The organism is Algicola sagamiensis DSM 14643 (assembly GCF_000374485.1).
In the GTDB taxonomy this organism is placed as follows: Bacteria; Pseudomonadota; Gammaproteobacteria; order Enterobacterales; family Alteromonadaceae; genus Algicola; species Algicola sagamiensis.
In genome coordinates this window covers 130608-155304 of record NZ_KB894502.1, presented here as the reverse complement: position 1 = coordinate 155304, position 24697 = coordinate 130608, and the positions used below count along the sequence as shown (strand labels likewise).

The following is a 24697-nucleotide window of genomic DNA, read 5'->3' as shown; positions in this document are numbered from 1 at the left end:
ATTCGAACGACAAATCCAATCGAGTCCGTGTTTGCGACGGTTCGTTTAAGAACCACGAAAAGTAAGCATGGTGGCAGTCGAAAAACGACACTGGCGATGGCTTATAAGCTGCTGGTAACCGCACAAAATAAATGGCGTCGATTGAGAGGCTACCGCCTTCTAGCTGATGTCATTGCAGGGATCGAATTCAAGGATGGAGAAAAAGTAACGTCGGATGATCAACAGGATGCTGCATGATCATGTCATACACCAGATTTGACTATAGCTCGCATTCACAGGTTTAATTACCCAATCTTTTTTCAGACTTGACTCTTAGATGCCTACATCTAGAAAATAAAACTTTTTCATTGGAAACGATACCCAGTATAATGCTATAGCTTTCTGGAAGTGAACCATTCGAGATTCTTGGTTTAGACAGGAAGCGTCAGTTTAATTTTATTATTGGTGGAAGTACGCTCTAGCTTTGCTTGCACCTACTCGTAACACAGAATGGCTTCGTCCATTCATTTTTAAACATGACAGGTTTTAAAATGAAATTCTCCCAAAAAAAACTGCTTTTAATCATCGCTGGCTCATTGGCTACAACTCCGGCTTTCTCAGCAGACTTAGATTACTTTGTTGGCGCTGACGTTGGTGTTCGTTTAGATGGGGACTTGGAAATATCCCGTAACGGGCAAGAGCAGAAAGAAGAAATGTCGACCTCTGCTGTACTTGGCTTTCATGGTGGATTTGTCTATGACGACAGCCATCGGGTCACAGTCGGCCTTGATTATCGTGGATTGAATGATGATGACAAGGATAGTGATAGCGATAGACAAGTGACGACACTATTTACCAAATATGATTATATGCTTCCTATCAAAAATGATCTTTACTGGACAGTGGGAACGAAACTTGGATATCAAAGACAAGATGGCGAGGATAAAATCAAGGACTTAAATGGTGGTATTGTTGGTGTTCAAACTGGTTTAGACTTTGCTTTTGACAGTTGGAAACTGGGGACAGAAGTTGCTTATTTACATCACTTAGAAGAAGCAAAAGGCTTTAATGGGGATGGGGAAGAAGTAAAATTTAATATTGGTGATGAAGTCCTTGTGATGTTCACATTCAACTATTATTTCTGATCGCTAGCAGCGTGATTTTAGAGCCCTCACATTGAGGGCTCTATTATTTTTCACATCAGTGATATCCGCCTAGAACCCACAAGCTGTAGATTCAACTGGGTTCGTACGAACCTCTTCTAACGCGTTATATCTGTTTTTAAAGTTTGCGAATTTTGTCTTATTCGTTCGGTTCGAAGTAAAAGCCTGCTGTAGACCTTCTTCCGCCCCAACAGCCAAGCCATTATTAGCACTTAAGTAACGGTACCAGTCATTTTCCGCTAGCTCAGCTTCTGTTTTTGATGCACCAAAGTAACTCCGCGTTTGTGGCAAATAAGAGACTTCTGCTGTTGCGATCTCAGGCCACTCTGCCAACTGCTCATTAAATAAAGGTGAGCAAGACTCACATGGCATCTGATTAATATACACAGTTAGCTCACCACCCGAGGTCAAATCGCCACTTAAAATATCTTGCTCAATTCGGCGCATCGCTTTGATCTCTGCATCATTTGCACGTGCATAAGAAGCAGCTCGAAAGTAACGCCCAGTTTGTGCATACTCTTCCTCTGTCATTTTTCCTGTTACAATGCGTTCGTTTTCTCCCATTTGTGCTTCAATGCGCGAAGCAAATGCACGTTTTTGTTCTTCACTCACGACACCTTTAAATGGGACGGGCGTTTCACCACTAAATGAGTGGTAAATTCGAGTCACTTCTTTGCCTCTTTGCAGATATCGGTATTCAAATCTCGCGATAGATTTTTTATTGATTTGTCGCAAAGCTGGGTCGACATTTGCTTTGACAAGAGTTCCACCAGTTGCCGAGAACTCTTCTCGATAAGCGGCACCGAATGAGTCTACAATTCGGTCAACTGTATGATTCAACTGGCCTGGTGCCAAACTAGTCAATTCAGTCACTTTGGTTAAATTGACCTGTGCTGCAAAACTAAAAGTAGAAACCCCAGATAGTAGTAACGTTGAAATAACACGTTTATAATTTTTCATTAGACTTCGCCCTTACTCAATCTCAGCAGTACAAATATTGGTTAAAAATGATTCTTGGCTTGCCGCCAGCTCTTCTTCTGTCCAAGCTTCTTCAGCCGCAAATTCTGCTGCACTTGAGCTGGTAAAAAATTCGACCGCTGCAAGGCCATCCATGACCAGCGCGATAGGCATCATGATCTCAAATAAATGAGCCAATACACCTTTTTGCTGGTAGTTATGTTGTGGGAGAGGAACAATCGCTTTTTCGTATTCGCTGGTATACCAAGACCATAGCCCTCTATCGGTCATATCAACGAAACACTGATGATTTGTATGTTGGGAGCCTACATACTCAAAATTGGTCGAGCATGGGACATTAAAAAAGTAGCCGAATCTATCTCGAAGTGCAGAAGAAAGGCGGGCAAGACGAAAATGAGTTCGAAGGTAGTTTTGATTTTGTGCGTAGGGTTTTACTTCAACCTTAATCGCACTGTCCAGAACCTGTGCGAGATACTCTCGATCACTTGGCCATATATTTTGCAATACATAAGTATTTCCCATAAAACGAGACAACACATCCATCCGGATCCCGTTTGCTTTCCATTGATCTTGGGGAATGGTCTCACTTCGATCACGCAAGATTTGCACAGCCAAAGCAAGCTTTGCCACTAAGGTATGAATATTCTCGCTATACCGATTACTTTCAGCCGCATAAATATCATAGGCTTTATGGAAAATGTCAGGGTCAACTTGTGCCTTGACGACACTCGCTCTGACCGCTTCATTATCCCGACGACTAAACGTCGCGCCATTGACATTGGGATTCAACTCTTGTTCCGTAAAACTTTGTGGTTTTGCTTTAGTAAAACCAGCTTCACGAGTGATCAGCTGATATGAATTGTTTTGGTTATTTGACACCTCATAGTACGCTTGAAAATCAGACCAGGCAGTTTGCCAAGCGATATCATTGAGCACCCAGGCGTTATCATTTTTCAGGTCAGAGTAATTCGAATCAGGCTCATTTAAAAACAATGTTTTGAGTTGATCATCGGAAAACTTTGCGCCTTTATCATGGTAATGAAGTGCCTTCGTAAAGGTATCTGCTTTTATATTTGATGCCTGAACTTCGCAATGAAACAGACTGATGACACTAAGCGCAATAACGGTTTTATTCATAGTACTTCTCATTTGAATGATTACAGGTAAATAAGGAGTAATCAAAATAATCCCATATAAATAAATATGCAACACTTATGATTGATTTTTATTTATTTTTTGGATAAAAAGTTACATATAAAATACTTTATGTTGAATTTTTGGAATCAAAAATACGCTTAAAAATAAGCTAAAATGGCTACATAAAAACATACAAATAATGAAGACAAAGGCCCCTCAGAACACTTGCAACTAAAGACTCAAGAGCAGAAACCCTTTGTAAAAAATAAATAAACTTGATTTTGAAAAAGAAATATTGAAAAGAATGGTTCTCTCTTAAAAACGCACCTATCGTAATTTTATCGCGACCTTAAAAACGGATACATTGAATTAGGAACACGCTCTTACCTATCACCTTAACTCTTTCGCAACATTTAACCCTACCACAGCCCCAAACCCAATAGGAATAAACATGCAAAATTTGTTTTCCTGTATTACTCTGCTGGCAGATTGAAAGTCAACCAAACTCAGTGAAAACATTCGGTGCCAGGGATTTTTGAGCCGGCATGGCATTATCCATATTTGCAATGCCCGTCCCATTTTTCGCAGAGAAAGTGATGTCGGATGTCATTGGTAACCAGCAAGAGGAAAGTATTGAAAAGCACAGGCAACGCTGCGCTTTTCATATGGATGTCATTTTGATTCGTTGATTTCCATCCAGCGACAAATCGATGAAGCAACTTCAGAGTGCTCATTTCTGAGGCCTTTGATCACTCCTTGCCTATCTTGTTGTGTCTTATTTTGACTGAGCTTCCAAGTTCCCTGAAGTGACTTAATATCGATCTCAATTCCTATCAATCCCTTTAGCTGAACCGCAATAAAATCACTGGGTGCATCAGATACTTGCCAAGGGTTCTGACGATTCTTTTCTTGTTGATTTGTCAACGCATTTAAGTGTGATAACTTCCAGTCATCCTCATGGAAAAATCTTAACGCTCCCCTTGCGTGAACTGTCATATAATTCCAAGTGGGAACCACTTTTTCGTGTTCAATTTTTGAGGGGTACCAACTGGGAGAAATATAATGGTGCATCCCTTGAAAGATCACTAGTATAGGCGCAAAGGGGGTCAGGTGTTTTTCAATCTTATTTCCCTTCGCAATATGACTCCTTAGTACGCCTTGGTCAGATAAATCACGGTGAAGCACAAAGGGCAAATGATCTGCAATAAGTTGCCCATCTTGCATAGAAACAAGGGTACCAAACGGGTTGTTTTTTATCATGTCATGCATGAATAACGTTCGTTCCTCACGGAATACTTTCGGTTGAAACATCGATAACTCCTTCAGTGGTCACCGCCACACTCAAATACCTAGCACAACATCACTTTTAGGACGTGCACAACACGGCAACACCTTTCCTTCATTGATAAATCCTGTGGGTTCATCAATATATTCAATACTGCCTTGTAACAATTCACACTCACATGCTCCACAACCCCCTACCCGGCAACTATGCTCTGCATTGATACCAATCTGTTCTGCTAACTCAAGCAATGTATTTGCTTGCTGGTTCCAAGTTGTTTCCTTTCCAGACTCTCTAAAATACACCTTATGCGCTAATTCATGATGGTGTTGACGAATAGAATTTTCGACTTGCTGCGCGCCAAATGATTCTGAAAAAATCTGTTCAGATGAAACGCCTAATTCATTGAAAAGATTTTTAATATCCGTCATCAATATCTGAGGGCCACAAATATAGACTTCATAATCATCTAGAGGGAGAAGTGTTTGAATCAATGCTCTGTCTATTTTTAGTTCACTATTGAATTGATTTTCTTGTCGGTCTTGTGGTCTTGGCTTCCGATAGATAATGTGTGTTTTAAAACGACCCGATGCATCTTTGGCTAATTGTTTCACTTCATCCTGAAACAAATGAGACGCCCCATCTAAGCATGCGTAAATCAACCATACTGGCCGCTTTGCTTTTAGTGCTTGATATAACATCGGGAGCAAAGGTGTGACACCAACACCTGCACCGACAAATACAATGGGCCGATTGGAATCAGACTGGATACAAAACTTTCCTTTTGGTCTTGATATAGCAACAGACATACCCACTTGCGCTTCTGAATGGAGCCAGTTGGACACAATGCCGTAGGATGGACCTTGTTCATTCATACGTTGCTCTCGTTTGACGGTCACTCGATAAATACCTAAATTATCAAGCTCTGGCGTATTCGATATCGAGTAACAGCGTTGTAAGGTTTGATCATTCATCTGTACTTTTAGAACAATATATTGACCAGCGATATAGCTCGGGAGTCGTTGTCCTTTCTCAGGTCGAAGCAGAAGAGAAACCACTGAATCATTTTCCTTTTGTTTTTCAACTATCTGAAAATCAACAAATTCATCCATTATTTTTTACCTCTCATATCCCAAACTATCGTTAGGCTTCGTATTGTATTGATCGGTAAGTCTGTTGATAGAACCAATTTTAAAAAAATGGTCAAACCAATATTTGGTGAGGTGATTTTTCAACAAAATCCATTACAGATAATTTAAACAAATCATCCATAGGTTTCGCTAAAAAGTTATCGGATCGTGGAGGTTAAAAAAAGCCGAAGTCAATGACTTCGGCTTTGAATTATCTTTTTCGACAAAACTCAACTTTTTCTGTCACTTGCTCAATGCCTTTTAATGGCTGTCGCATCCGATATTGCTTAGAATCAATAAATTCTTGCGCCTCGGATTGAGAGCTAAATCTTTTGGCCGCTTCAAGTGCACCATAACTGTTGCTTGATGCCGCATAACAACCTGTTGACCAACCTCTGCAATTTAACTTGATCACCCAGTTTGAAACAATTGCAGTTTCACTTTTCTCGAATGAAGGACAATAAACAGCAAGTGCACTGTTTGATAAAAAAAACATTAAAAGACAAATATATTTACTCACAACTGAACCTCTGCTCTCACTCTGTATCGTTCAAAATTAAAAACTGTAACTCGCATAGCCGGATTGCGATTGATGTTGGGTATTTTACATACAGTTTTCTGAACTGATACTGAATATAAACATTTTCCTATAACTTGAGACCCATTCCTCGTTGTTCAATCCAAATATGAGTCCAAAGGTAACGTTTTCAATTTGCGGAAGTGACCAAAGGTAAAAACAACTTCACGCCCAAGCCTGGCTGACAATCAAATAAAACCACTCGGCCATGATGCAAACTTGCGATTGCTTTGACCAGAGATAAACCCAGCCCTAGTCCGCCATCTGTTCTACTTTTATCAACACGATACATCCTTTCAAATACACGTTCCATTTCTGCTTCGGGAATACCGGGTCCATTATCGGAGATTTGCAGGCACAGCTCAGACGCATTCAGGGTGCCACATTGAATGACGATCTGACTGCCTTCAGGACAATAGCGAAGCGCATTTTCAATCAAGTTTGCCACTTGTTGCACCATCAGTTCTCTATCTCCCTGGATGAACAATTCGGCTTTTGGTCGTTCAACCGTTAACGCCATCCCTGCATCTTCTGCAACATCTGTATAAATCTCAGAAACCATACTCAGCACATCGGTAATATCCAGCTTGGTAAATCGGCTGCGACGCACGCCAGATTCAATTTGAGAAATACGTAGCAGCGCGTCAAATGTTGCAGCTAAACGCTGCGACTCCATCAGTGCTTGCTCTAGTTCATATCGTAAGCTTTGCTTTACTTGATCTTCCTTATCGATGCCCTCTTGCAGCACCAATAGGTTATGCTGAAGACGAGTGATTGGTGTTTTTAATTCATGGGCAATATTGGAAGAAATATCACGCATGGAAGCAACTGACCCCTCTAATCGAGAGAGCATTTCATCCATTGCAACAGAAATTCGGGCCAGATCATTATTGGAGGTTTGCTCCCCTGTTCTCGCTGACAGATCACCCTCTGAGACTTCATGGAGTACAGTTTCGATACGGGAAATTCGTTTTTGACTTAAGCGGCTGATCATTACAGCAGAGAGGGCCGTAAAAATAAAAACCAATACAAACGCCATGGTAAACCCAGATGCTAAGATACCCAGTATAAAGTCATCTTCAATTGGGTCATCGTCGGTAAACCCTTGTTTATCTTGACTGAGTTGTATGGATTCGTGATATATTTTTTCGTTTTGTTGGTCGAGTTCGTATTCAACATAAAAGTAAGTTACGCTTGCCATCAACAACAAACTCATTAAGGATATCAATCCAAACATCACACCTTGTTGAACGGCTGAGCTTTTCAGCCAAGTTGGAAGTCGAAAGATAGATTGGGCTCTTGTTAGAATAGAAAACTTCATTTGTCAGACAGCTCTTCTTTTACCTCTAACCGATATCCAGAACCACGAACCGTTTGGATAAGTCGATCTCCAAAGGGCTTTTCCAGTTTATTTCTTAGGCGGCTGATATGCGTTTCCACCACACTCGTTTGTGGATCAAAATGAATATCCCATACATGTTGAAGGAGCATTGTGCGGGTGATCATCCGTCCCGGATGGCGCATAAATAACTCAAGAATACGAAATTCTTTCGGTTGCAAATCAAGCGCCTTCCCTTGTCTCTTGGCCGAGTGTTCATAAAGGTTCAATACAATATCTGCATAAACGAGTTCATCTTGAGATTCGTTCGTTGTAAGATTTGATCGTCTGGACAGTGCGACAACACGCGCAAGTAATTCAGAAAAAGCAAATGGCTTCGTTAAATAATCATCGCCACCTGCTTCCAATCCTTCAACTCTGTCATCAACTCCACCTAGCGCTGTTAAAAATAAAATTGGCATTCCTATTTGTGCTGCCCGGAGTGATTTAACCAAAGACAAACCATCCAACCCAGGAAGCATTCTGTCCACAATTGCTACATCAAAATCCTCGGTCATACAAAGCGTCAATGCATATTTTCCATTATCAACAGCTTCGACTTGATGACCTGCTTCCCGCAGGCCTTTTTCCACAAATTGACTGAGACTCACATCATCTTCAATGAGCAATATTCGCATCATTCTCTCCGGTTATACCTTTATTTTATACTGCAACAGCGGGCTTATCTTCTTCCTTTGACTCACGAGTCGACTCAGCTTTTTCTTGCTGTTGATTACTTTTTTTTGTGAACAAGTAAGCAACACCACCTGCAAAAAAACATGCACCGAGTGAGACAATACTGGCCATAAAAATGGCGATCATGGTCACAACACTCATAGTGATAAAGACAGATGTCACAACGATTGAAGGAAAACGATCTCGCAGTTGCGTTAACTTTTTCATGATTGAGGTTTCTTTTGACTGACTCATACATTACTCCTATAAATCAATACCATTCAAGGTTATTCTGCTGCGCTTAACGTCACTTCTTGCTTGACGCCCATTGGAGTCCGCATTTCAATTTCATACACTGGCTGACCAAGCTCTTGGTCAATATCAACACTGATGATCCGTGTGCCGATTGGCATGTCAACCTTGCTGATGGCTTGTTCAAGAGTCAAGTACTTGCCCTGGTGAACAGCGGTGTACCACTGCGTATTTTCGAATCGCTCCTCTCGTTCATCATCTCTGTCATAAGGGATATTCTGGGTCAAAATGACATCACCAGTTCTGGCATGAACAACCACTTCAAACACCTTACTGTCTTCCTGAATCATCGTCACTTCATAGCGTGGCTCATTCATTTCGTATTCTAAATCAACCTCAATAGGCTCTGCATTGACTGATTTTTTCGCTGTCTGAATGGCATCTGTCGCTGTAATCCAATCTTTCGCATTTGTATGCCTTGGGTCAGCATATACAGCACCAACCAGACAAGCGGCTCCAAGTGTGAATGCAACCAATGCCGGGATATATTTTTTAAAATGTGTTTTACTTTTCATAATCAATACCTCTTTGAATGACTATATGCTCAATGCATTTTCGATGGGGCTATATTACAAAAAGAAAGTTGCCTGAAATTTTCCTGAAATATACATTTTTGTAAGGTTGGCCAAGCCACCATCACCATGCTGGCAAAACGAGCCACATGAATCAGAAATATTGAAACCACGTGGGAAGAGAACATGCCTCAATCCATCATGTTTTTTGCTTGCTGGAGCAGTAAGTCAAGTGCTGGATGCTTAATTTTTCTTTCAGGTGAAATGGCATAAAATCGCTCTGTTACTTCCGTGGTTTTGCCAATGACCTCAACTGAGAATTGTTCTTTGACATAATCTTCGATGCTTGTTGGGGAGCAAAAAATGCCGATTCCCTCTTTACCAAAAAGCTTCATCAGCGCAGAGTCTTCAAATTCACCGATAATATTTGGTGCAATTTCAAGGCTTTCAAACCAAGCAAGCAATAAGTTCTTCTGTACGGATTTATCTCCAGGGATCAAAAAAGGTTGATGATTTAAAGAGTAAGGAAAGTTAACTTTTAGCGCTTCTGCCCACCGCGGCTCTGCAAAGAATGAAAAACCTGACTCTCCTAGAAATTTGCTAAATACCTTCACACTAAACTCGGTGCCAACAGGTTGATCAGAAATAATCAAGTCAATGCGATTGAGTGCCATTTCAGCAATGAGCGTTGGCAAGTCACCCTCTCGACTGACAATCCGCATGGCTTGATACGTTTGAAAGCAAGGCTTTAAGATATCAAATGCCATCACTTTCGGGATGACATCAACAAAACCAATCGTTAACTTTTCAACTTTTTGAAGCGCTTCATGATGAAGGACTAGGCGTAACTCTTCACCTAAACTAAAAATATCTTGCGCATATTGATAAACGACTGTACCAACTTCATTCAATTGAAATTGCTTATGTAAGCGATCAAATAACGGCCTCCCTAAGTAATCTTCCATCGTTGCAATTTGGCTGCTAACTGTCTGAGAAGTCACATTTAACCGTAATGAAGCACGTTTAATGTTCCCTTCTTGAGCAACGACATAAAAATAGTAAAGATGATTGTAATTAATCCGTTTCATAATCAAGCATTTTGTCGAGTTTAAAAAACCATGATCATATTTTATCTGATCTTAGCGCAAAAACATTCGATTTTACCTGATAAAAACGCCTCACTATATTTTGTTTAATGAGCTTGTGAAAGAGTATCTGTCATGACCCATCGTTTTCGCCAAATGATCCAACACGACGCAACAGGTGGCGCTTTGCTCGCCTTTGCCGCATTGCTTGCATTAGTTTTTGCCAACTCTCCTATCAATGAATGGTACAGCCAGTTCTTAAATATTCCTGTAGTAGTGGCGATGGGCGCATTTGAAATAAATAAACCACTCCTGCTATGGGTCAACGATGGACTGATGGCTATCTTCTTTTTGCTGGTGGGTCTAGAAATTAAGAGAGAAATCCTCGATGGTCATCTCTCTTCAAAAGAACAAATTATTCTTCCAGCCATTGCAGCCGTCGCAGGGATCTTAGTACCCGCACTGATTTATGTTGCCTTTAATTACCAAGACCCAATCGCAAGAAATGGATGGGCGATTCCATCAGCAACCGATATTGCTTTCGCTTTAGGTGTATTTAGCTTATTTAGTCGTCACGTTCCGATTTCTTTGAAACTATTCCTACTGAGTGTTGCAATTTTCGATGATATTGGAGCGATCATGATTATTGCGCTTTTCTATTCCCAAGACCTGTCAGCGTTGTCGTTGGCGATAGCGGCAACAGGAATTGCCGCTCTGTTTTTCTTAAATAGAAAAAATGTGAACAGTCTTGGTATCTATCTACTCATTGGGTTGATTGTCTGGGCGTCTGTACTCAAATCCGGTGTACACGCAACCCTTGCAGGGTTTGTTATCGCTTGGTTTATTCCTCTCAAAGTTTTAGATGAAGACAACAAGCCGATGTTACCTCGGCTAGAACATAAGCTTCAGCCATGGGTTGCTTTTTTCATCTTACCTTTATTTGCTTTTGCCAATGCAGGCGTCTCATTCAGTGGACTTACATGGGAGACACTTTTAAATCCAGTCACTGTCGGTATTGCACTCGGACTATTTGTGGGTAAGCAAATTGGTATTTTTGGCTTCTGCTGGGCTGCCATCAAACTAAATCTTGCGACACTGCCTGATGGAGCTACATGGCGACAGTTCTATGGCGTGTGTCTATTATGCGGTATTGGCTTCACTATGAGCTTATTTATCGGAACGCTTGCATTCGAAGCACAAGGCCTAGCCTATCAATCAAATGTAAAACTTGGAGTCCTCATTGGTTCTCTAGGATCTGCATTCCTCGGAGCTTATTTACTTTATCAACCATCAAAAGCGATTTTACCATCCAAAATAGGAGAAACCTCATGAGATTTCTACAAGTCACTTTTACTGTGACCTTGCTGTCATTCAGTTTGGCCTCACAAGCACAGCAAAGTACTGTTGCCCAAAGTGTGTCTGTGAAAAACTTTGTGTATGGATTTATCGAAGGTGCACTGTTAACTGATGAGGCAATTATGAAAGCCAGTGAAAAAACTCAGCCAAATTCTAAGTTTATGCAACGTGTCTATGATACAAGGCTGAGTACAAAAACAGATGTGCCTTATACCTATTACGCGGATTTTTGCTTACCCAGCACACAATCGAAAGAGTTTGTTATTCAATCAGTAATTGAAGCACTTGATGCACAATCTTTAGAACCAAATGGCCTGAATGTATACAACGCACTGAAGCATCGCTTTCCGTGTCTAAAAAGATAGTGAATTCATCCTCAACCATAGGAGAAAATAGACTCATCGAGGCTGCCATCATTAGTGTAATCACTGTATGATGGCTGCCCTCTTTTAGTTATCAAACAGCGCTTTCAACTGCTTCACTTTTTCATTTGAATGTGCGTTAGACGTCACCCCTCAGGATGACATGATTTGGTAAAAGGGTTCTTCATATAGTAGATGAGAAGAAGTGCCGTCCCGATCACTACGGTGTTCGTTTCGATAAGAGATAAAGTGCCAATTAGCCGCAGAAACATCAGATTCCGGCTTCTCGCCTGGCGAAATTCCATTTTGGTTTAATACCATTTCAATCTCTTCGAGAAAATCTTTCACTTTTTTCAGCAATGTTGGCTCATACCCTGCTTCTTTATCCGCTTTTACATACAGTGTCATTTGCGCACCAACCGCGACTCGAGAATCAGAAGGACATCGGCTTAAATCAGTGACTTTCCATTTATCAATGGGGCTATCTTCCGATAACAGCAATGGTAGAATTTTATCCACACCTTCGGCTAACTCTGATTGCGCAAGGCTGATATGAATTTTATCCCCTAAGAACTCACGCGAGTCATTCTCTCGGTTTGCATGTATAAACACATCACCAAAGGGGATATTTGAAAGTCGGTATCCCGAGATGTGGTTTTTATAGCTATCTTTTGAGAAGTCTTGATAACCTTCTCGAACATCTGCCAACTGAAAATGTGATTTAGGTTGATTTTTAGTTTCTTGTATCAGTTGCGGCACATCTTCTTTTTTGACTTCTTTTGGCTGTTTCGGGACTTGCTGCACTGAGTTTTGTGGGAGCACTAACGGGGGTAAATTCAATTTTAATCTAGGCATATTCGTAACGAATAACAAAGAATAGTTTTAAAGTTTTAGATAAATAAAGTGTTAAATAAACAGCCCTGAAAGCTTGGGAATTTTTTTGTGCAGTTCTAAATCAATTTTCCTCTTACACAACGAGCCTCTTTGATCAGAGGCGCCTGTTGAGAACATCGAGAAATAATCACGCTAGATTTTGTCATCGCGCATACTGCTCTACTTTTGCTTAGTCAAAATACATACAACTTGAGGCTGGTTGACACCCCACATCCCTTCTCTTGGTCCTTCTTCATGCTCTTGCATCAGTGAAAATTGTTTTCCATGACGTTCTAAAAAGGCTTTGGCACAATATACTTTCTCTATATCAAATGGGTTGTCATTTGATGGGATCATCTCTCCAACGAGTGCCATTGCAGCAAGATCATCGATCGTCTGGCCATAAAACCTTGATGGGAGTACCTTTTGTTGCAACGTTGCTTGGTTGAACGAGTAGTGATGATTGAGGTCTGCTAAAAGCTCACCTTCTAGCATGAGTTGATTTCTAGCGCGATACAAAGCTCGCAATTGATTTGCCATCTGAGTTGAATGGTGCTGCCTGAAATAATCTACACCGACTTGACCTGCAAACCCTTTTTCTTGATCAGCATAAACAATAAATAACTTACCGCCAGGCTTTAATTGTTCGTATAAAAACCGAAAGAACTGCTTCAAATCAGCTGTTGGATCCGCGTTCGCATCTCGCCAATCAGTTAAATGGTAGATCATGTGGATCCCGAGAATAAGGTCACATGGCGTTTCCAAGTTGCGATGATACAAGTCTTGAATTGGGCATGAAAAAAACTCTCCTTTTCCCATCCCATATTTCTCCAGCCGTTGGATATAATCATTCAACATATCTTGATGCGGTTCTTCAACAGAGAGCTGCGTGCCTTTGGGAGCATATTGATGAATAGCAAGCTCTACGATTTCGCCATTACCACCGCCAATATCAAAAATATGTGGCTGTTGAGGTAATTGTTGAACGAACTGTCGAAGGGAAGGAATAAACTCTTTTCGCTGGTTATTTCCCAAGTATGGATCAGATGTTCCCCCCTGTTGATTAGGCATAAGTACACGTTTGCAGAATGCTTTTAAATACGCTTCGTTATTCGTGATGTTGGAAAATTCTTCTAAAATTTCAGTTGATAACATTGAGTACCTCTTTACACAGACAAAGTTGGCCAATGTACCCATTTCAACAACTCCAAACAACCGAGCAAAGGTGTGAAATCACTCCCTTCAACACGCCCTAAAGCGGCACCTGATACCGCCCTGTTTATCTTTTATTTGACAATTCGTTGAAGGAAGAAGTAACCTCAGTTTGGACCTAAATTGAGATCAACGTAAATAGGGTTGATATCATCATCTTATGAATAGGTGCTTCATATGACGACATTAGGGATCATTGGTGGGTTTGGGCCAGAATCAACCGCTCGTTTCTACTTAACGTTACAGAAATTACACCAACAATCATCACAGCCTCACCGGATGAAGACGCTCATTCATAGTGTACCTGTTCCCTATGAATGGGAGGAGACCGCACTGATTCAAAAGCATGATCTCGGGCGCTTTTTGCCTTTACTCGAACAAGCAGCAAAAGAGCTTGAAAGGGCTGGAGCCAATTTGATTGTGTTACCATGCAATACATTGCACACCTTTATCGATGCCATTCAAAGAGCCGTTTCCGTACAAGTACTCGATTTGTCAGCACTTGTTTTAAATGACATACAGTCTCATCATTTCAAATCAGTCGGATTGCTTGCGACTTCACAAACTGTTGCCGCTGGTGTCTACCATCGGAAGTTCTCACAATATAACATTCATTTGATTGAACCTGACACAGAGATCCAATGCCAGTTGGATGAGTATATCTATGATCGGGTCGCACATTTCATGGATGAACAAAAATCAAATGACAGTATCGCATTTTATGATAAAGCACTTTCAAACATCTTAAGTAAGCATGTTGACGTGGTTTTACTGGGCTGCACTGACTTGAGCGATATTTGGCAAAACCTTCGCATCCCGGTGATTGATACAACAAGTTTACTCGCAAAAGCAGTGTTAGACATCGCAACTGCAGATCATGAGCCCGCGTAAGCATCGAGTTTATTGTGATAAACCCAGATTATCTTTGAAAACGCGACGCTCACATTACCATGGTTCACACCGCACAAAAAATAAGTATATTTACTGGTGGTACCTTGTAGCGCTAAAATGAAAAAAGATGTATATCGTATATGAAGTTAATATGAATAAGTTTCTCCTCATCATTGTATTCATTTCTGCTGGTTGGCTCATTCTCAACAAAACAGGAGAAGTCTCAATAGGACCAGGCGTCTTCGCCGCGGATATGCCAGTACAAAATAACCTTGACTTCCCAAAACAATTCCAAAAAGGTGAATACACGATAACTGAGTTGGCGTCATTTGAAATCAAAGCCAAGATATTAGGAAAAAAGAATTATTTCACAGGACGAGAGTCTGATTTATCTCCCGTTGATTTGGCTCTTGGTTGGGGAAGGATGTCCGATGAAAGTGTCCTTGAGCATTTTGATATCACACAATCGGGAAGATGGTATCGTTGGAAAACAGATGCCTTTCCAATCCCTCGGCGCGAAGTCGAGTCATCCAGCGCAAATATGCATATGATACCTGCCGACAGTTCGGTCAAAGACCGTATTCAATCGACCAAAAAAGGTCAGATTATTCAACTGAGAGGCAGCTTAGTCAAAGTAAGTGCTGATGATGGGTGGTATTGGCGTAGCTCATTAACTCGAAATGATACCGGTGACGGCGCTTGTGAAATCATTTGGGTCACTGATTTTCAGATTATTACACCATAAATAGAATTCCGTATTCATCTATCCGAACAATTCAACGGCCAGCCCCTCATTTCCTACGTAGCTGGCCTCTCGGAGCGAAGACTGTGATGTCAAAAAAAGAACAAGAAACACTCAACCTATACCATAAATTTTACGCAAGTAGACAACTTGAGAAAGTCTCACTTTTTCAAGTTTTTCAGGAAAAAATCAATGCTAATTCTGTGATTTATCCAGGGAGCTTTGTCCATCTCTCCCCTGCTTTTGTTTTTCCAAATGTGGTATTGATTGACGCCAACCAAAATGCCAAACGATATTTTGAATCTGCCGACTATAAATCACTGATTGATAGAAATAAACGATACCCTCAAAAGTCCTCGTTTCAATTTTTCGGCCAGGACTATAAAACAATAATTGATTCATTGGTTGGTCAGTTTGACCTCATTTTATCATTTTATGCTGGCTATATATCTGGCCCATGTAAGTCATACATACGACAAGGTGGGTATTTGCTTGTCAATGATAGTCATGGTGATGCGGGTTTAGCCAACCTTGATCCTGATTATCAACTCGTTGCGACAATCAATGAATCCATGAATGAGTATGAGTGGAATGAATTGAATTTAAACAAATACTTTACACCAAAGAAACCACTTCCAATTAGCATGGACTATTTGCTGTCATTTGGAAAAGGTTTACAGTATCAAGAAATGGCAAGTTACTATCTCTTTCAATACTTAGGGTCTTAAAAAGTAAATAATCCGTCAACTTATCTCATCAAAATGAAAACAAACGTAAATTATTGATTTACTATACATTTCATTCAGCTAACGTTCATATTTTTCAGATTATCTTGCTTCATGAAATTAACATTTTCAAAACAACTTTATCAATTTCATAGTAACAAGAGAGATAAGCCATGAAAAAAGCACAACTTAAACATGTCGCACTGGCAACGATTGCTGCCCTTGCAACCTTCCAAACACAAGCAAACGAAGACAGTACAATCGGTGTGGATCACCTTGCATCCGGATCAAAGTCATATACATTTGACTTTGATCTTGAAAAGCCAGAAGTACGAGAGCGTCTTGCAAGTCACTTAGATCAACTTGATTACGAAGAAATCTGTGGTCACTCCAATGAGCCATTCTTTTGTTACTTTAACGAAGTCATTGATGATGATAACACTTCTTTCTCACTATCCTGTAAAGGCGAACGAGACAACAATGGTAAAGTCGTGCTAGGACAAAGTCGTGTGATTTTAAGTGATAGTGAAACCCGCGCGATCACTTTTCAATTCGAAAGAAAAAGACGCTGGAGAAAAAGCTCTTCATTTATAAAAAGAAACGTGTACTCGCCTCAAGTCGGTGATCAATGTTTCATTCAGGATATGTACGGCGACAACATCCTTAAAGTAGAAATCACTGATGGGACGGAGACACAACCCCAGAGCGATAAAACGCGTGTTTTATCAACCGATTTTTGGTTTTTCTACTCCAATGACCGCTCAGCGATGTATCAATACAAGTGGAAAAGACAAGGACGATTCCCATTTGCTTGGGTCACCTCCGAAGAATTGCCTTCATTTTGTCAGGACACATCCGCTATCAACTATATGGGAGAAAATCAGTGGGTTCCAGCGACAAAGGCTGATGCTGAAAAACTCGCAGGCAAAGAAAACTTCTTGCCTGAAGGGAATTACATGCTCAAAGAAGGTGTATTTTCAATGACAAAATCAGACAATGAAGTCACCTTACAAAAGGTCGAAGGAGAAGATTATGGTATCCCACTTTGTGCTTACTAGAGTCTGTTGATCTTTCATATGCAATGTGAGGCGGTTAACCGCCTCTTCATAAACCATCTCGCCATTAATTTGTATTTACTTGCGTTCGCTGAATATAAGAAATATGGCTATCATAAATTCGCTGATATTCTCCGGATTGCTCGATTTTGTCCAATCCTTCGTTAAATGCTTTTACAAAAGATTTGGATTGAGGGTGTTCCTTTGAAACAAGGATGGCAAGTTTATTTTTACTCAGGATTGGCCCTTCGATACGAAAATCATTCGATTTAAACCCTAACTTACTAATCGCTGACCAGCCTGCAATGGGGATACTCGCAAATAGATCTGCTTTTTTACCAAAAATTGCACGAAAACAAAGGTCACTGGCGCTTGGTTCGTATAGTTGAATCAACTTTTTATCTAGAAACCCTTGGATAGCACTCGGTGTCCACCCTTTTGGTAAACAGACAACTTTTCCGGATATATCTTTCTCAGTTTTAAATTGAATATCAGAATCATACCGAACAAAAAACTGCTCTTCAGAATGAAAAAGTGTCTTCGTTACCAGAAATATTTGCTGTCGTTCATCCGTGACAACCCAAGGGAATGTCCCCAATACTTTATGTTTTTGAACACCTTGATAGCTTCTTTCCCATGGCATATAAATCACCTTTATATCCTGGCCAACCGCTTGTAATGCAGCCCTCGCCAACTGAACGACAAGTCCACCTTGTGGCAAAGTTTTTCCCGTAAAAGGCTCCCAGTCCCCAGATGCGATGACATATTTTTCTTTCGACAATAAAGAAAAAGAAATGAGCGGTAGAATAATGAGCAATTGTTTCAAACACATACTAAGAACACCTCATTCGATTTTTAGATAAGGCTTTTCAAGTATAGTCACTCACCTTTCTTCAGGAGTAAGAAGGCCCTTTATAAAGGCCTTCTTCAATCACCAAATTTATTCTTCACTCTGACCAAAGCCGTATGGATAAACAATCTCGCCTAATCTTCCATCGGCTTTCAGAGATTTTATCGTCACAGGTAGGCGGCCTGTCGGCTTATACTTCCCAAAAAATAAATTGACGGCTTCTGGTAAAGCTGGACCTCGCAAGTGTCCTTTCTCCAGCCCATAATATCCATATGTTGCTACCGCAATATCGCTCTTGTCTTGATATCCTGAGATATCATAAGGCGATCGCATACTGATGAGTATTGTTCGTTTGTGCTGCGCTTTTGCATAATTCAATGCTTCATATGCAAAATCTTCATTGCGTAGCCGTGGTTGCGCATTTGCCCGTAACGCTTGAGGACCCATGCGAGAAGAGTCTTCAAATTTATCTTCGACTGTATGCGCAAATAAGGTCGTGATCGCTTGCGGCAGTTGGTTCAATTGATGATGATAAGGTTTTGTTGATCGCGTCCCAACAATGACTGTATCGGCCACATCCATCGCAGTTTTCTCTTGTTCTAAAGTCGTTTTGCTCATCTTCACAGAAGTGACATCATCTTCTGTAACTCCATGACTTATCAGTGCTTGCTTTAATGCCACGCCTTGTTCGCCCCAAGGGGTTAAAATATGGATTCGGCCCAAATCAGAAACTTCAAGAGGCAGCTGATCTAACCCCTTCAACACCGTGAGCGACTGTCGTGTGATTTTTTGTTCAATTGCTTTATTTTTTTGTGAACCAACCGTGTTACTAATTTGCTTTTTAATTGATGCAAAATCGATGGTTCTATTCCGATTGATGATAGAACGTTTTAATTTGGTTTGAATAATCCTAAGTACAGATGAATCCAGTTCTTTCTCATTCAAACGGCCTTCTTTAACTGCCTCCACTACTTCTGTGATGAGTGTTGTGACTTTCTCTCGGTGAGCTTTGGTGTCAAACTCCACTGGCATGAGCGCAATATCGACATCCGCCTCAAAAATTTTAATCACCATTTCAGTTGAGGATAAGTGGTCACGGATCCCTCGCATGTTTAACGCATCAGTGATGGTCAAGCCTTGATAACCCAACTCGCCACGAAGTATGTCGTGTTGGATTTTTCTTGAAATTGTTGCAGGAACAATTCTATCTTCCCCAGTTTTTGTTTTGAATGTCGTACTATCTAAGGCCGGGTATTGAATATGTGCCGTCATGATCATGTCCGGTGCTGTCCTTTGCTCGATAGCAAGTTTGTATGGTTTGAGATCAGTTTGATATGCAGCTTCTTTTTTCTTATGAACAATTGGTAGCCCAAGGTGAGAGTCCGTTGCGGTATCTCCATGGCCAGGAAAATGCTTAAACGCACCAATTACGTTATGCTCAGCCATTCCTTCCGTGATCCCTCCTGCCAATTTGGCAACCAGGTCAACACTCTCTCCGAATGCTCTGACATTAATCACAGGATTCAGTGGATTGCTTTGAACATCAACCAAAGGAGCAAAATTTACATTAAACCCAACAGCGGATACTTCACTGCCAATAACTCGGCCATAATCCAATGCTAGTGTTTCATCTTTTGTGCCAAGATAAGCTGCACCTAAAGCCATATTCCCAGGCATATTTGTTGCCTGACTTCTCGGTAAGCGAACAACATTGCCCCCTTCTTGGTCAACGGTCATGAATAAGCCGAGTGGTTGTTCATCCGGTACAGCATCTTGCATATCAAAAATAAGCTGAGCAATACTTTCTAATGAAAATTGATTGTCAGAAAAAAGAATGATTCCACCAATCTTGTCATCTTGGATCACCGACCGAACATGCGCATTCATTTTGGTCAACCCTTCCTGACAGTTTGGCTTCGTATCATCACACCAATAGCGAAAGCTCATCATGATTTTTTGCGCGACTTTTTCTTCTAAGGACATTCCCGCCAGGATGCGTTCAGCCTGATTGACTTGCTTACTGTTTGAAGCGCTGTCTTTATCATTACAAGCAGACAACATACTGCTAAGAACAACGATGGATAAAATCGATTTTTTAGAAAGGTACATTCAGACTCCGGCATCGATAAAATAAGTGAGAGTGGTTTGGAGAAAAATTTCCTATGATAATCATAGGCATATTAGATGAACCGAGGCTGAACGGGAGTCATTATGTATGAAGATAAATCATATTTATCATTTCGATTGATAGACGGTAGTTTATTTTTTACACAACCCCTGTTAAAATACACGCCGTTACATTGTTTATCCATTCATTCAGAAAACCGGAGTCGTAATGAAAAAGGCTTTTCTCTTTTTATTCATTCAGTTATTGATCATTCAACCAGCATTCGCAACCCCAAGCAACAGCGAAGAACGCCAACTGATCGAAGAACTCTTATTAATTATGAATTTGGATAAATATTACGACGAAATCATCGACCAATCTCTTTCGATGGCAAACGAGCAAATTTCGAAAGATCTCGACAAGAAAGAACTCTCAGAAAATATCCTCATAATTCATGAAAAATATCATGAAAAACAACGTGTAGAGATTTTAAATGCGTTTGCTTGGGAAAAGGTTAAGGAGCCGCTCATTGATATGTACCTTGAGCTTTTTAACAAAGAAGATATTCAAGGTTTAATTCGCTTTTACCAATCAGATTTAGGCAAAAAAGCGATGTCCACATTACCAGAAATTTCCCGGAAAACGTCGCTGCTCATGCAAAAGCAATCCAGTGAACTCATGCCAATCCTACGTACACTCAACATACAAAAGCATGATGAAATTGAGGCTGCTATCTCACAAGAAATCAAACAGAAGCAGTAGGTTATGATGGCCCAGTTCAATACGCTGGGCCTTAGGTTTCCTTTCAATTTAAGCCAATTCACCTTTCCATCACCTTAAAAATCAGCGATACCTCTTGAACTTTTAGTGAAAATCTATTGTCTCTTTCGTACCGATAAATTTATGAGTTGAGTATTATCATTGAAAGCTAAAAAACTAGTATTTGTGACTGTCACAGTCACTATAATCGCTGGATATTTTATCTGGAAGAACAACTTCTTTGAAATAGATAGTTGCTTGGATAAAGGTGGACATTGGAACAAAGTCCATCAACTGTGTGAGCCTAGCCAGAAATGGCAAAGCTGATAACTTCGAAAAATAGATGAAATCGTTAATCGAACATTAGCATTAGGAGTAACTTTCGCTGTTTCATATGGTTTTTGTCCTAAATTTGCCAAGATGTGGATAGCACAAGAAAATTGGCTCAAATTCAAGAATTGAAATCATCGCATTCTGAAGTAAATTACGCTAAGATATCCCTCGATAACAAGGAGTTACTGTGATTGAAGTGAATGATCTGTGCTTTAGCCGTCATGATGGTGGGAAAAAGCTCTCAATTTTAAATCAGCTTAATTTAACTGTTCCTGCTGGGCAACACTTGGCACTCCTCGGTGATAGTGGCTCTGGAAAAACGACCTTCTTGCATATCTTAGCGGGTCTGTTGCACGCTGACAGCGGATCGGTCAGTGTGAATAAAGAATTGCTCTCTTCACTCAATGAATATGAGCGGACATTGTATCGCCGTAAGATTGGACTCATTTTTCAAAACTACCAACTGCTGGATTGTTTGACCGTCAAACAAAATATCTTTTTTCAATACAAACTCAATTTCCCAAAACAAGAAAACAGCGAATTTGAATCCTTGATCAACGAGCTAGGACTTGAAGGTAAACTCAACTCACTTCCCTATCAACTCTCGGGTGGCGAACAACAAAGAGTGAGTATCGCAAGAGCACTATTCAATCAACCTCAGATCATTCTTGCAGACGAGCCAACGGGCAATCTTGATAAGCAACGCTCAATCCAAGTCGTCGAACTGCTGACTCAATTATGCCGTGTTCGCAAAATCAATCTGGTCATGGTGACCCACAGTCATCAATTAACCGAATATTTTGATCAGGTTAAAGAACTGAGAGATGGTCGCTTTGTATAACGAAGTCAAACTTATTACAGGAACACATCTCGCTTTTTATCGTAGACACCCGTGGCTGATGGCTTTATTTTTACTAGGATTTTGTCTCGGCAGCGCTCTACTCACTGCAATCACAGGTCTGAATCAAGAAGCCAAAAAACGCTACCAGCATTCTTCAGCATTGATTAAAAACCCTATCACCCATTTAATTCAACCCTTAACAGGCAAAGAATTCCTTGATGGCGAGATTTGGCTCCACTTACGCCAACAAGGAATTACAAATGCCCAGCCGGTCTTAAGAGGAAAGTTGAAAACCAATCAAGGGCGCTCCCTAGCGATTCAAGGTGTAGACACATTGATGTGGCTGAATAATCGTGCTTTCAAAAAAAGAGAAACAAGTCGAAAGAAAATACCTGAACAGCTTTCACTCTCGACACTATTGGTTGACTCACAATTTGCACAGCGCATTGATTCAACCAAAATGGATACATTTGAGCTAGAAGAAGAGATACAGCAGCCAGATATTCAATTTGTAGATGAACTCGGGCTTTGGGCGATCACGGATATCGCTCATGCGGATTATTTACTCGGCGCAAAGGGACAGCTCAGCTTCATCGAACTGACTCATTTAACCCAACAACAAATTGAACGAATCACATTATTAATTCAAGGGAAAGCGCAGCTTATTGACGTTGAAAAGCAATCGTTTGATGTCTTATCAGAAGCCTTCTTTTTTAACCTTACAGCGTTGGCCCTTCTTGGGTATATTGTCGCTGCGTTTTTAAGTTTTAATGCTATTAAACTCACTTTATCTGCTCGGAGAAAACTACTTTCTCAAATGCAACTGCTTGGCTGCACAAAGCAGCACATTCAGCTTAGCCTCATGATTGAGCTTGTCATTGTGAGTTTATTGACCGCACTGATTGGTGCCTCTGGCGGTTACTTGATTTCTAATGCCCTTGTGCTTGATGTAAATCGGACTTTGGTTGGTTTGTATCAGTTAGATAGAGCACTCACGATCCATTGGCAATGGTCAAATGTGTTATTGGGTTTTGCACTGAATATATTCGCACTCGCGTTCATCTTAATCTCACAAATCAATCAAGTTGCCAAAAAAGGACAAGCGATCTTTTACTTCTTATTCGCCATTGCGTTAGTAGGTACGCTTTGGTTACTGCACTATGCAGCGACTGAATTTGAAGCCTTATTGCTGTGCTTTTCCCTGCTCATGATTTTTATTCTAAGTGTGCCCAAAGCATTCTCTTATGCCGTGACAGTTCCTTTCCAAATCACGGCTCCACTTGGTCAATGGCTCCACGCAGATACGCGATTTCACATCAAAGAACTGCATATTGCCATCATTGCAATATTAGTCGCCCTAGGCAGTGCTATTGGTATGCAAATCATGGTCAAAAGCTTTAGCCATACGCTCAATGCGCACTTGGAAAAACAGTTAAGCGCAGACATCTATCTCCGTTCCAACCAACTGAACCCTGCATTAAGACAAGCACTTGGACAATTACCGGAAGTGAAGCAAATCAGTATTTATGTCCGCAGTGATGGCAAGGTCAACCAGATCCCAGCACAACTCAGCAGTTTTGGAGAAACCTCCGAGCATTACCAGCATATTTCGCTGATATCTGGGACTCCTGTGACGGAAGATAACTTTCAACTTCACGGCTGTTTAGCCAATGAGCAAAGCAAGATAAAGTACGGGTTAGCGCTTGGCGATAGAATTGAATTCTTACAAAACGAAACGCGCTATCCTTGTCGCATCACAGGCTTCTTTTATGATTATGGAAACCCCAGTATCCTACTGCTGACATTGGAAAAGAGACATCAGGCTTCCAAATTAAATCTAGAAAATATTGGATACTCAATCCAGCTCAATGATAACACTACGGTTGCTGAGTTTAGTGAACGCCTCGTCGATGAATTTAAACAAGGCAGTACGCGTATCTACCCAAACAAGCGTTTTAAACAGTTTGCCAATCAATTGTTCGATGATACGTTTGTGGTGACCAAGGCGCTTAATGGTTTTATTCTCGCGATAGCATTGTTAAGTCTGTGTACCAGCCTTCTCAGCTTAAGTGCAAATCAGCTCAAGCAATTGACGATCTTACGCAGTTTGGGCGTCACTAAACAGCAACTATTACGTATGAAGCTCATTCAAACCACTGGCGTGGTCTTTTTTACCGTTTTATTCGCTATTCCGCTTGGTTTTGCCCTCGGTTTTTCGTTATTAAAGTTTGTGATGCCAATCGCCTTTGGCTGGACTATTCACTTTTATCTCGACTTTAACGCATTACTCATCACCTGTATCACTTTGGTCTCTATATCCGCATTATGCGCCTACTTACCGATTCGAAAATTGACAAGCCTAGAAGCCAGGGAGTTGTGAGTA

Annotated in this window: 25 protein-coding genes and 1 pseudogene; 12 read left to right on the top strand and 14 right to left on the bottom strand. The window is 40.7% G+C overall.

The window, feature by feature from the left end; all coding sequences use genetic code 11:
• Together C505_RS24565 and C505_RS0116280 are read left to right on the top strand one after the other, a co-directional pair.
• Nucleotides 1-237 (top strand): annotated as a pseudogene (locus C505_RS24565) (IS256 family transposase); the annotation flags it as partial.
• 293 nt (nt 238-530) lie between these two features.
• Nucleotides 531-1124: a hypothetical protein gene (locus C505_RS0116280; RefSeq protein ID WP_026318036.1), complete on the top strand. Its 594-nt coding sequence runs from the start codon at nt 531-533 to the stop codon at nt 1122-1124.
• Nucleotides 1125-1193: 69 nt separating this feature from the next.
• Here the strand turns inward: C505_RS0116280 and C505_RS0116275 are convergent, their stop codons facing one another.
• Both C505_RS0116275 and C505_RS0116270 read right to left on the bottom strand, forming a co-directional pair.
• Nucleotides 1194-2102, bottom strand: coding sequence for a hypothetical protein (locus C505_RS0116275; protein ID WP_018693698.1), 909 nt, complete (start codon nt 2100-2102; stop codon nt 1194-1196).
• 12 nt (nt 2103-2114) lie between these two features.
• Nucleotides 2115-3257 carry a hypothetical protein gene (locus C505_RS0116270; RefSeq protein WP_018693697.1) on the bottom strand — a complete coding sequence of 381 codons (1143 nt, stop codon included), beginning with the start codon at nt 3255-3257 and terminating at the stop codon, nt 2115-2117.
• A gap of 545 nt (nt 3258-3802) precedes the next feature.
• Here C505_RS0116270 and C505_RS24435 point away from each other — a divergent pair.
• Entirely contained in the window at nt 3803-3946 is a 144-nt protein-coding gene (locus tag C505_RS24435) for a hypothetical protein (protein WP_018693696.1), read from the top strand.
• Here the strand turns inward: C505_RS24435 and C505_RS0116260 are convergent.
• The 8 genes from C505_RS0116260 to C505_RS0116225 all read right to left on the bottom strand — a co-directional run bounded on the left by C505_RS0116260 (nt 3930) and on the right by C505_RS0116225 (nt 10211).
• Complete coding sequence (locus tag C505_RS0116260; RefSeq protein WP_018693695.1) at nt 3930-4568, bottom strand: FMN-binding negative transcriptional regulator; 639 nt, start codon at nt 4566-4568, stop codon at nt 3930-3932. The two genes, C505_RS24435 and C505_RS0116260, sit on opposite strands and share 17 nt — an antisense overlap.
• Before the next feature lie 30 nt (nt 4569-4598).
• On the bottom strand, nt 4599-5651 hold the full coding sequence (locus tag C505_RS0116255) for a 2Fe-2S iron-sulfur cluster-binding protein (protein WP_018693694.1): 1053 nt from the start codon (nt 5649-5651) through the stop codon (nt 4599-4601).
• Nucleotides 5652-5880: 229 nt separating this feature from the next.
• Complete coding sequence (locus C505_RS0116250) at nt 5881-6165, bottom strand: hypothetical protein (protein WP_018693693.1); 285 nt, start codon at nt 6163-6165, stop codon at nt 5881-5883.
• A 211-nt stretch (nt 6166-6376) separates the two neighbouring features.
• The gene (locus C505_RS0116245; RefSeq protein ID WP_018693692.1) at nt 6377-7567 is read right to left on the bottom strand and encodes a sensor histidine kinase; all 1191 of its coding nucleotides are present in this window, start codon (nt 7565-7567) and stop codon (nt 6377-6379) included.
• Complete coding sequence (locus tag C505_RS0116240; protein WP_018693691.1) at nt 7564-8262, bottom strand: response regulator transcription factor; 699 nt, start codon at nt 8260-8262, stop codon at nt 7564-7566. The genes C505_RS0116245 and C505_RS0116240 overlap by 4 nt, the downstream gene beginning before the upstream one ends.
• A gap of 25 nt (nt 8263-8287) precedes the next feature.
• The gene (locus C505_RS0116235; protein WP_018693690.1) at nt 8288-8554 is read right to left on the bottom strand and encodes a hypothetical protein; all 267 of its coding nucleotides are present in this window, start codon (nt 8552-8554) and stop codon (nt 8288-8290) included.
• A gap of 32 nt (nt 8555-8586) precedes the next feature.
• Complete coding sequence (locus C505_RS0116230; RefSeq protein ID WP_018693689.1) at nt 8587-9126, bottom strand: PepSY domain-containing protein; 540 nt, start codon at nt 9124-9126, stop codon at nt 8587-8589.
• 188 nt (nt 9127-9314) lie between these two features.
• Nucleotides 9315-10211, bottom strand: coding sequence for a LysR family transcriptional regulator (locus C505_RS0116225; protein ID WP_018693688.1), 897 nt, complete (start codon nt 10209-10211; stop codon nt 9315-9317).
• 132 nt (nt 10212-10343) lie between these two features.
• On the opposite strand from C505_RS0116225, the gene nhaA reads away from it, so the two are divergent.
• Entirely contained in the window at nt 10344-11540 is a 1197-nt protein-coding gene (nhaA, locus tag C505_RS0116220) for a Na+/H+ antiporter NhaA (protein ID WP_018693687.1), read from the top strand.
• Nucleotides 11537-11929, top strand: a complete 393-nt coding sequence (locus C505_RS0116215; protein WP_018693686.1) for a hypothetical protein — start codon at nt 11537-11539, stop codon at nt 11927-11929. Before nhaA ends, C505_RS0116215 begins: the two co-directional genes overlap by 4 nt.
• A gap of 150 nt (nt 11930-12079) precedes the next feature.
• Here C505_RS0116215 and ospF read toward each other — a convergent pair whose 3' ends face one another.
• Complete coding sequence (gene ospF, locus C505_RS0116210) at nt 12080-12781, bottom strand: type III secretion system effector phosphothreonine lyase (protein WP_026318035.1); 702 nt, start codon at nt 12779-12781, stop codon at nt 12080-12082.
• A gap of 198 nt (nt 12782-12979) precedes the next feature.
• On the bottom strand, nt 12980-13954 hold the full coding sequence (locus C505_RS0116205) for a class I SAM-dependent methyltransferase (RefSeq protein WP_018693684.1): 975 nt from the start codon (nt 13952-13954) through the stop codon (nt 12980-12982).
• A gap of 234 nt (nt 13955-14188) precedes the next feature.
• Between C505_RS0116205 and C505_RS0116200 the strand changes: the two genes are divergently transcribed.
• From C505_RS0116200 to C505_RS0116185, 4 genes are all read left to right on the top strand, one after another.
• The gene (locus tag C505_RS0116200) at nt 14189-14902 is read left to right on the top strand and encodes an aspartate/glutamate racemase family protein (RefSeq protein ID WP_018693683.1); all 714 of its coding nucleotides are present in this window, start codon (nt 14189-14191) and stop codon (nt 14900-14902) included.
• A gap of 151 nt (nt 14903-15053) precedes the next feature.
• Complete coding sequence (locus tag C505_RS0116195; RefSeq protein ID WP_040440174.1) at nt 15054-15647, top strand: hypothetical protein; 594 nt, start codon at nt 15054-15056, stop codon at nt 15645-15647.
• Between the two features lie 86 nt (nt 15648-15733).
• A complete protein-coding gene (locus tag C505_RS0116190) occupies nt 15734-16372 on the top strand; it encodes a hypothetical protein (RefSeq protein WP_018693681.1) in 639 nt (212 codons plus the stop codon).
• Between the two features lie 170 nt (nt 16373-16542).
• Nucleotides 16543-17427 carry a hypothetical protein gene (locus tag C505_RS0116185; RefSeq protein ID WP_018693680.1) on the top strand — a complete coding sequence of 295 codons (885 nt, stop codon included), beginning with the start codon at nt 16543-16545 and terminating at the stop codon, nt 17425-17427.
• A gap of 64 nt (nt 17428-17491) precedes the next feature.
• Here the strand turns inward: C505_RS0116185 and C505_RS0116180 are convergent, their stop codons facing one another.
• A complete protein-coding gene (locus C505_RS0116180; protein ID WP_018693679.1) occupies nt 17492-18256 on the bottom strand; it encodes a substrate-binding periplasmic protein in 765 nt (254 codons plus the stop codon).
• Between the two features lie 108 nt (nt 18257-18364).
• On the bottom strand, nt 18365-20383 hold the full coding sequence (locus tag C505_RS0116175) for a glycoside hydrolase family 3 protein (RefSeq protein WP_026318033.1): 2019 nt from the start codon (nt 20381-20383) through the stop codon (nt 18365-18367).
• A 226-nt stretch (nt 20384-20609) separates the two neighbouring features.
• On the opposite strand from C505_RS0116175, the gene C505_RS23845 reads away from it, so the two are divergent.
• The 3 genes from C505_RS23845 to C505_RS0116160 all read left to right on the top strand — a co-directional run bounded on the left by C505_RS23845 (nt 20610) and on the right by C505_RS0116160 (nt 24694).
• Nucleotides 20610-21143 carry a DUF2059 domain-containing protein gene (locus C505_RS23845; protein ID WP_018693677.1) on the top strand — a complete coding sequence of 178 codons (534 nt, stop codon included), beginning with the start codon at nt 20610-20612 and terminating at the stop codon, nt 21141-21143.
• Between the two features lie 517 nt (nt 21144-21660).
• Nucleotides 21661-22314, top strand: a complete 654-nt coding sequence (locus C505_RS0116165) for an ABC transporter ATP-binding protein (protein ID WP_018693676.1) — start codon at nt 21661-21663, stop codon at nt 22312-22314.
• A complete protein-coding gene (locus C505_RS0116160; RefSeq protein ID WP_018693675.1) occupies nt 22298-24694 on the top strand; it encodes an ABC transporter permease in 2397 nt (798 codons plus the stop codon). The genes C505_RS0116165 and C505_RS0116160 overlap by 17 nt, the downstream gene beginning before the upstream one ends.
• The last annotated feature ends 3 nt before the right edge of the window (nt 24695-24697 follow it).

Coding starts and splice junctions, on each gene's coding strand:
- C505_RS0116280 (WP_026318036.1), top strand. CDS start 531: ATGAAATTCTCCCAAAAAAAACTGCTTTTAATCATCGCTGGCTCATTG.
- C505_RS0116275 (WP_018693698.1), bottom strand. CDS start 2,102: ATGAAAAATTATAAACGTGTTATTTCAACGTTACTACTATCTGGGGTT.
- C505_RS0116270 (WP_018693697.1), bottom strand. CDS start 3,257: ATGAATAAAACCGTTATTGCGCTTAGTGTCATCAGTCTGTTTCATTGC.
- C505_RS24435 (WP_018693696.1), top strand. CDS start 3,803: ATGGCATTATCCATATTTGCAATGCCCGTCCCATTTTTCGCAGAGAAA.
- C505_RS0116260 (WP_018693695.1), bottom strand. CDS start 4,568: ATGTTTCAACCGAAAGTATTCCGTGAGGAACGAACGTTATTCATGCAT.
- C505_RS0116255 (WP_018693694.1), bottom strand. CDS start 5,651: ATGGATGAATTTGTTGATTTTCAGATAGTTGAAAAACAAAAGGAAAAT.
- C505_RS0116250 (WP_018693693.1), bottom strand. CDS start 6,165: ATGTTTTTTTTATCAAACAGTGCACTTGCTGTTTATTGTCCTTCATTC.
- C505_RS0116245 (WP_018693692.1), bottom strand. CDS start 7,567: ATGAAGTTTTCTATTCTAACAAGAGCCCAATCTATCTTTCGACTTCCA.
- C505_RS0116240 (WP_018693691.1), bottom strand. CDS start 8,262: ATGCGAATATTGCTCATTGAAGATGATGTGAGTCTCAGTCAATTTGTG.
- C505_RS0116235 (WP_018693690.1), bottom strand. CDS start 8,554: ATGAGTCAGTCAAAAGAAACCTCAATCATGAAAAAGTTAACGCAACTG.
- C505_RS0116230 (WP_018693689.1), bottom strand. CDS start 9,126: ATGAAAAGTAAAACACATTTTAAAAAATATATCCCGGCATTGGTTGCA.
- C505_RS0116225 (WP_018693688.1), bottom strand. CDS start 10,211: ATGAAACGGATTAATTACAATCATCTTTACTATTTTTATGTCGTTGCT.
- nhaA (WP_018693687.1), top strand. CDS start 10,344: ATGACCCATCGTTTTCGCCAAATGATCCAACACGACGCAACAGGTGGC.
- C505_RS0116215 (WP_018693686.1), top strand. CDS start 11,537: ATGAGATTTCTACAAGTCACTTTTACTGTGACCTTGCTGTCATTCAGT.
- ospF (WP_026318035.1), bottom strand. CDS start 12,781: ATGCCTAGATTAAAATTGAATTTACCCCCGTTAGTGCTCCCACAAAAC.
- C505_RS0116205 (WP_018693684.1), bottom strand. CDS start 13,954: ATGTTATCAACTGAAATTTTAGAAGAATTTTCCAACATCACGAATAAC.
- C505_RS0116200 (WP_018693683.1), top strand. CDS start 14,189: ATGACGACATTAGGGATCATTGGTGGGTTTGGGCCAGAATCAACCGCT.
- C505_RS0116195 (WP_040440174.1), top strand. CDS start 15,054: ATGAATAAGTTTCTCCTCATCATTGTATTCATTTCTGCTGGTTGGCTC.
- C505_RS0116190 (WP_018693681.1), top strand. CDS start 15,734: ATGTCAAAAAAAGAACAAGAAACACTCAACCTATACCATAAATTTTAC.
- C505_RS0116185 (WP_018693680.1), top strand. CDS start 16,543: ATGAAAAAAGCACAACTTAAACATGTCGCACTGGCAACGATTGCTGCC.
- C505_RS0116180 (WP_018693679.1), bottom strand. CDS start 18,256: ATGTGTTTGAAACAATTGCTCATTATTCTACCGCTCATTTCTTTTTCT.
- C505_RS0116175 (WP_026318033.1), bottom strand. CDS start 20,383: ATGTACCTTTCTAAAAAATCGATTTTATCCATCGTTGTTCTTAGCAGT.
- C505_RS23845 (WP_018693677.1), top strand. CDS start 20,610: ATGAAAAAGGCTTTTCTCTTTTTATTCATTCAGTTATTGATCATTCAA.
- C505_RS0116160 (WP_018693675.1), top strand. CDS start 22,298: ATGGTCGCTTTGTATAACGAAGTCAAACTTATTACAGGAACACATCTC.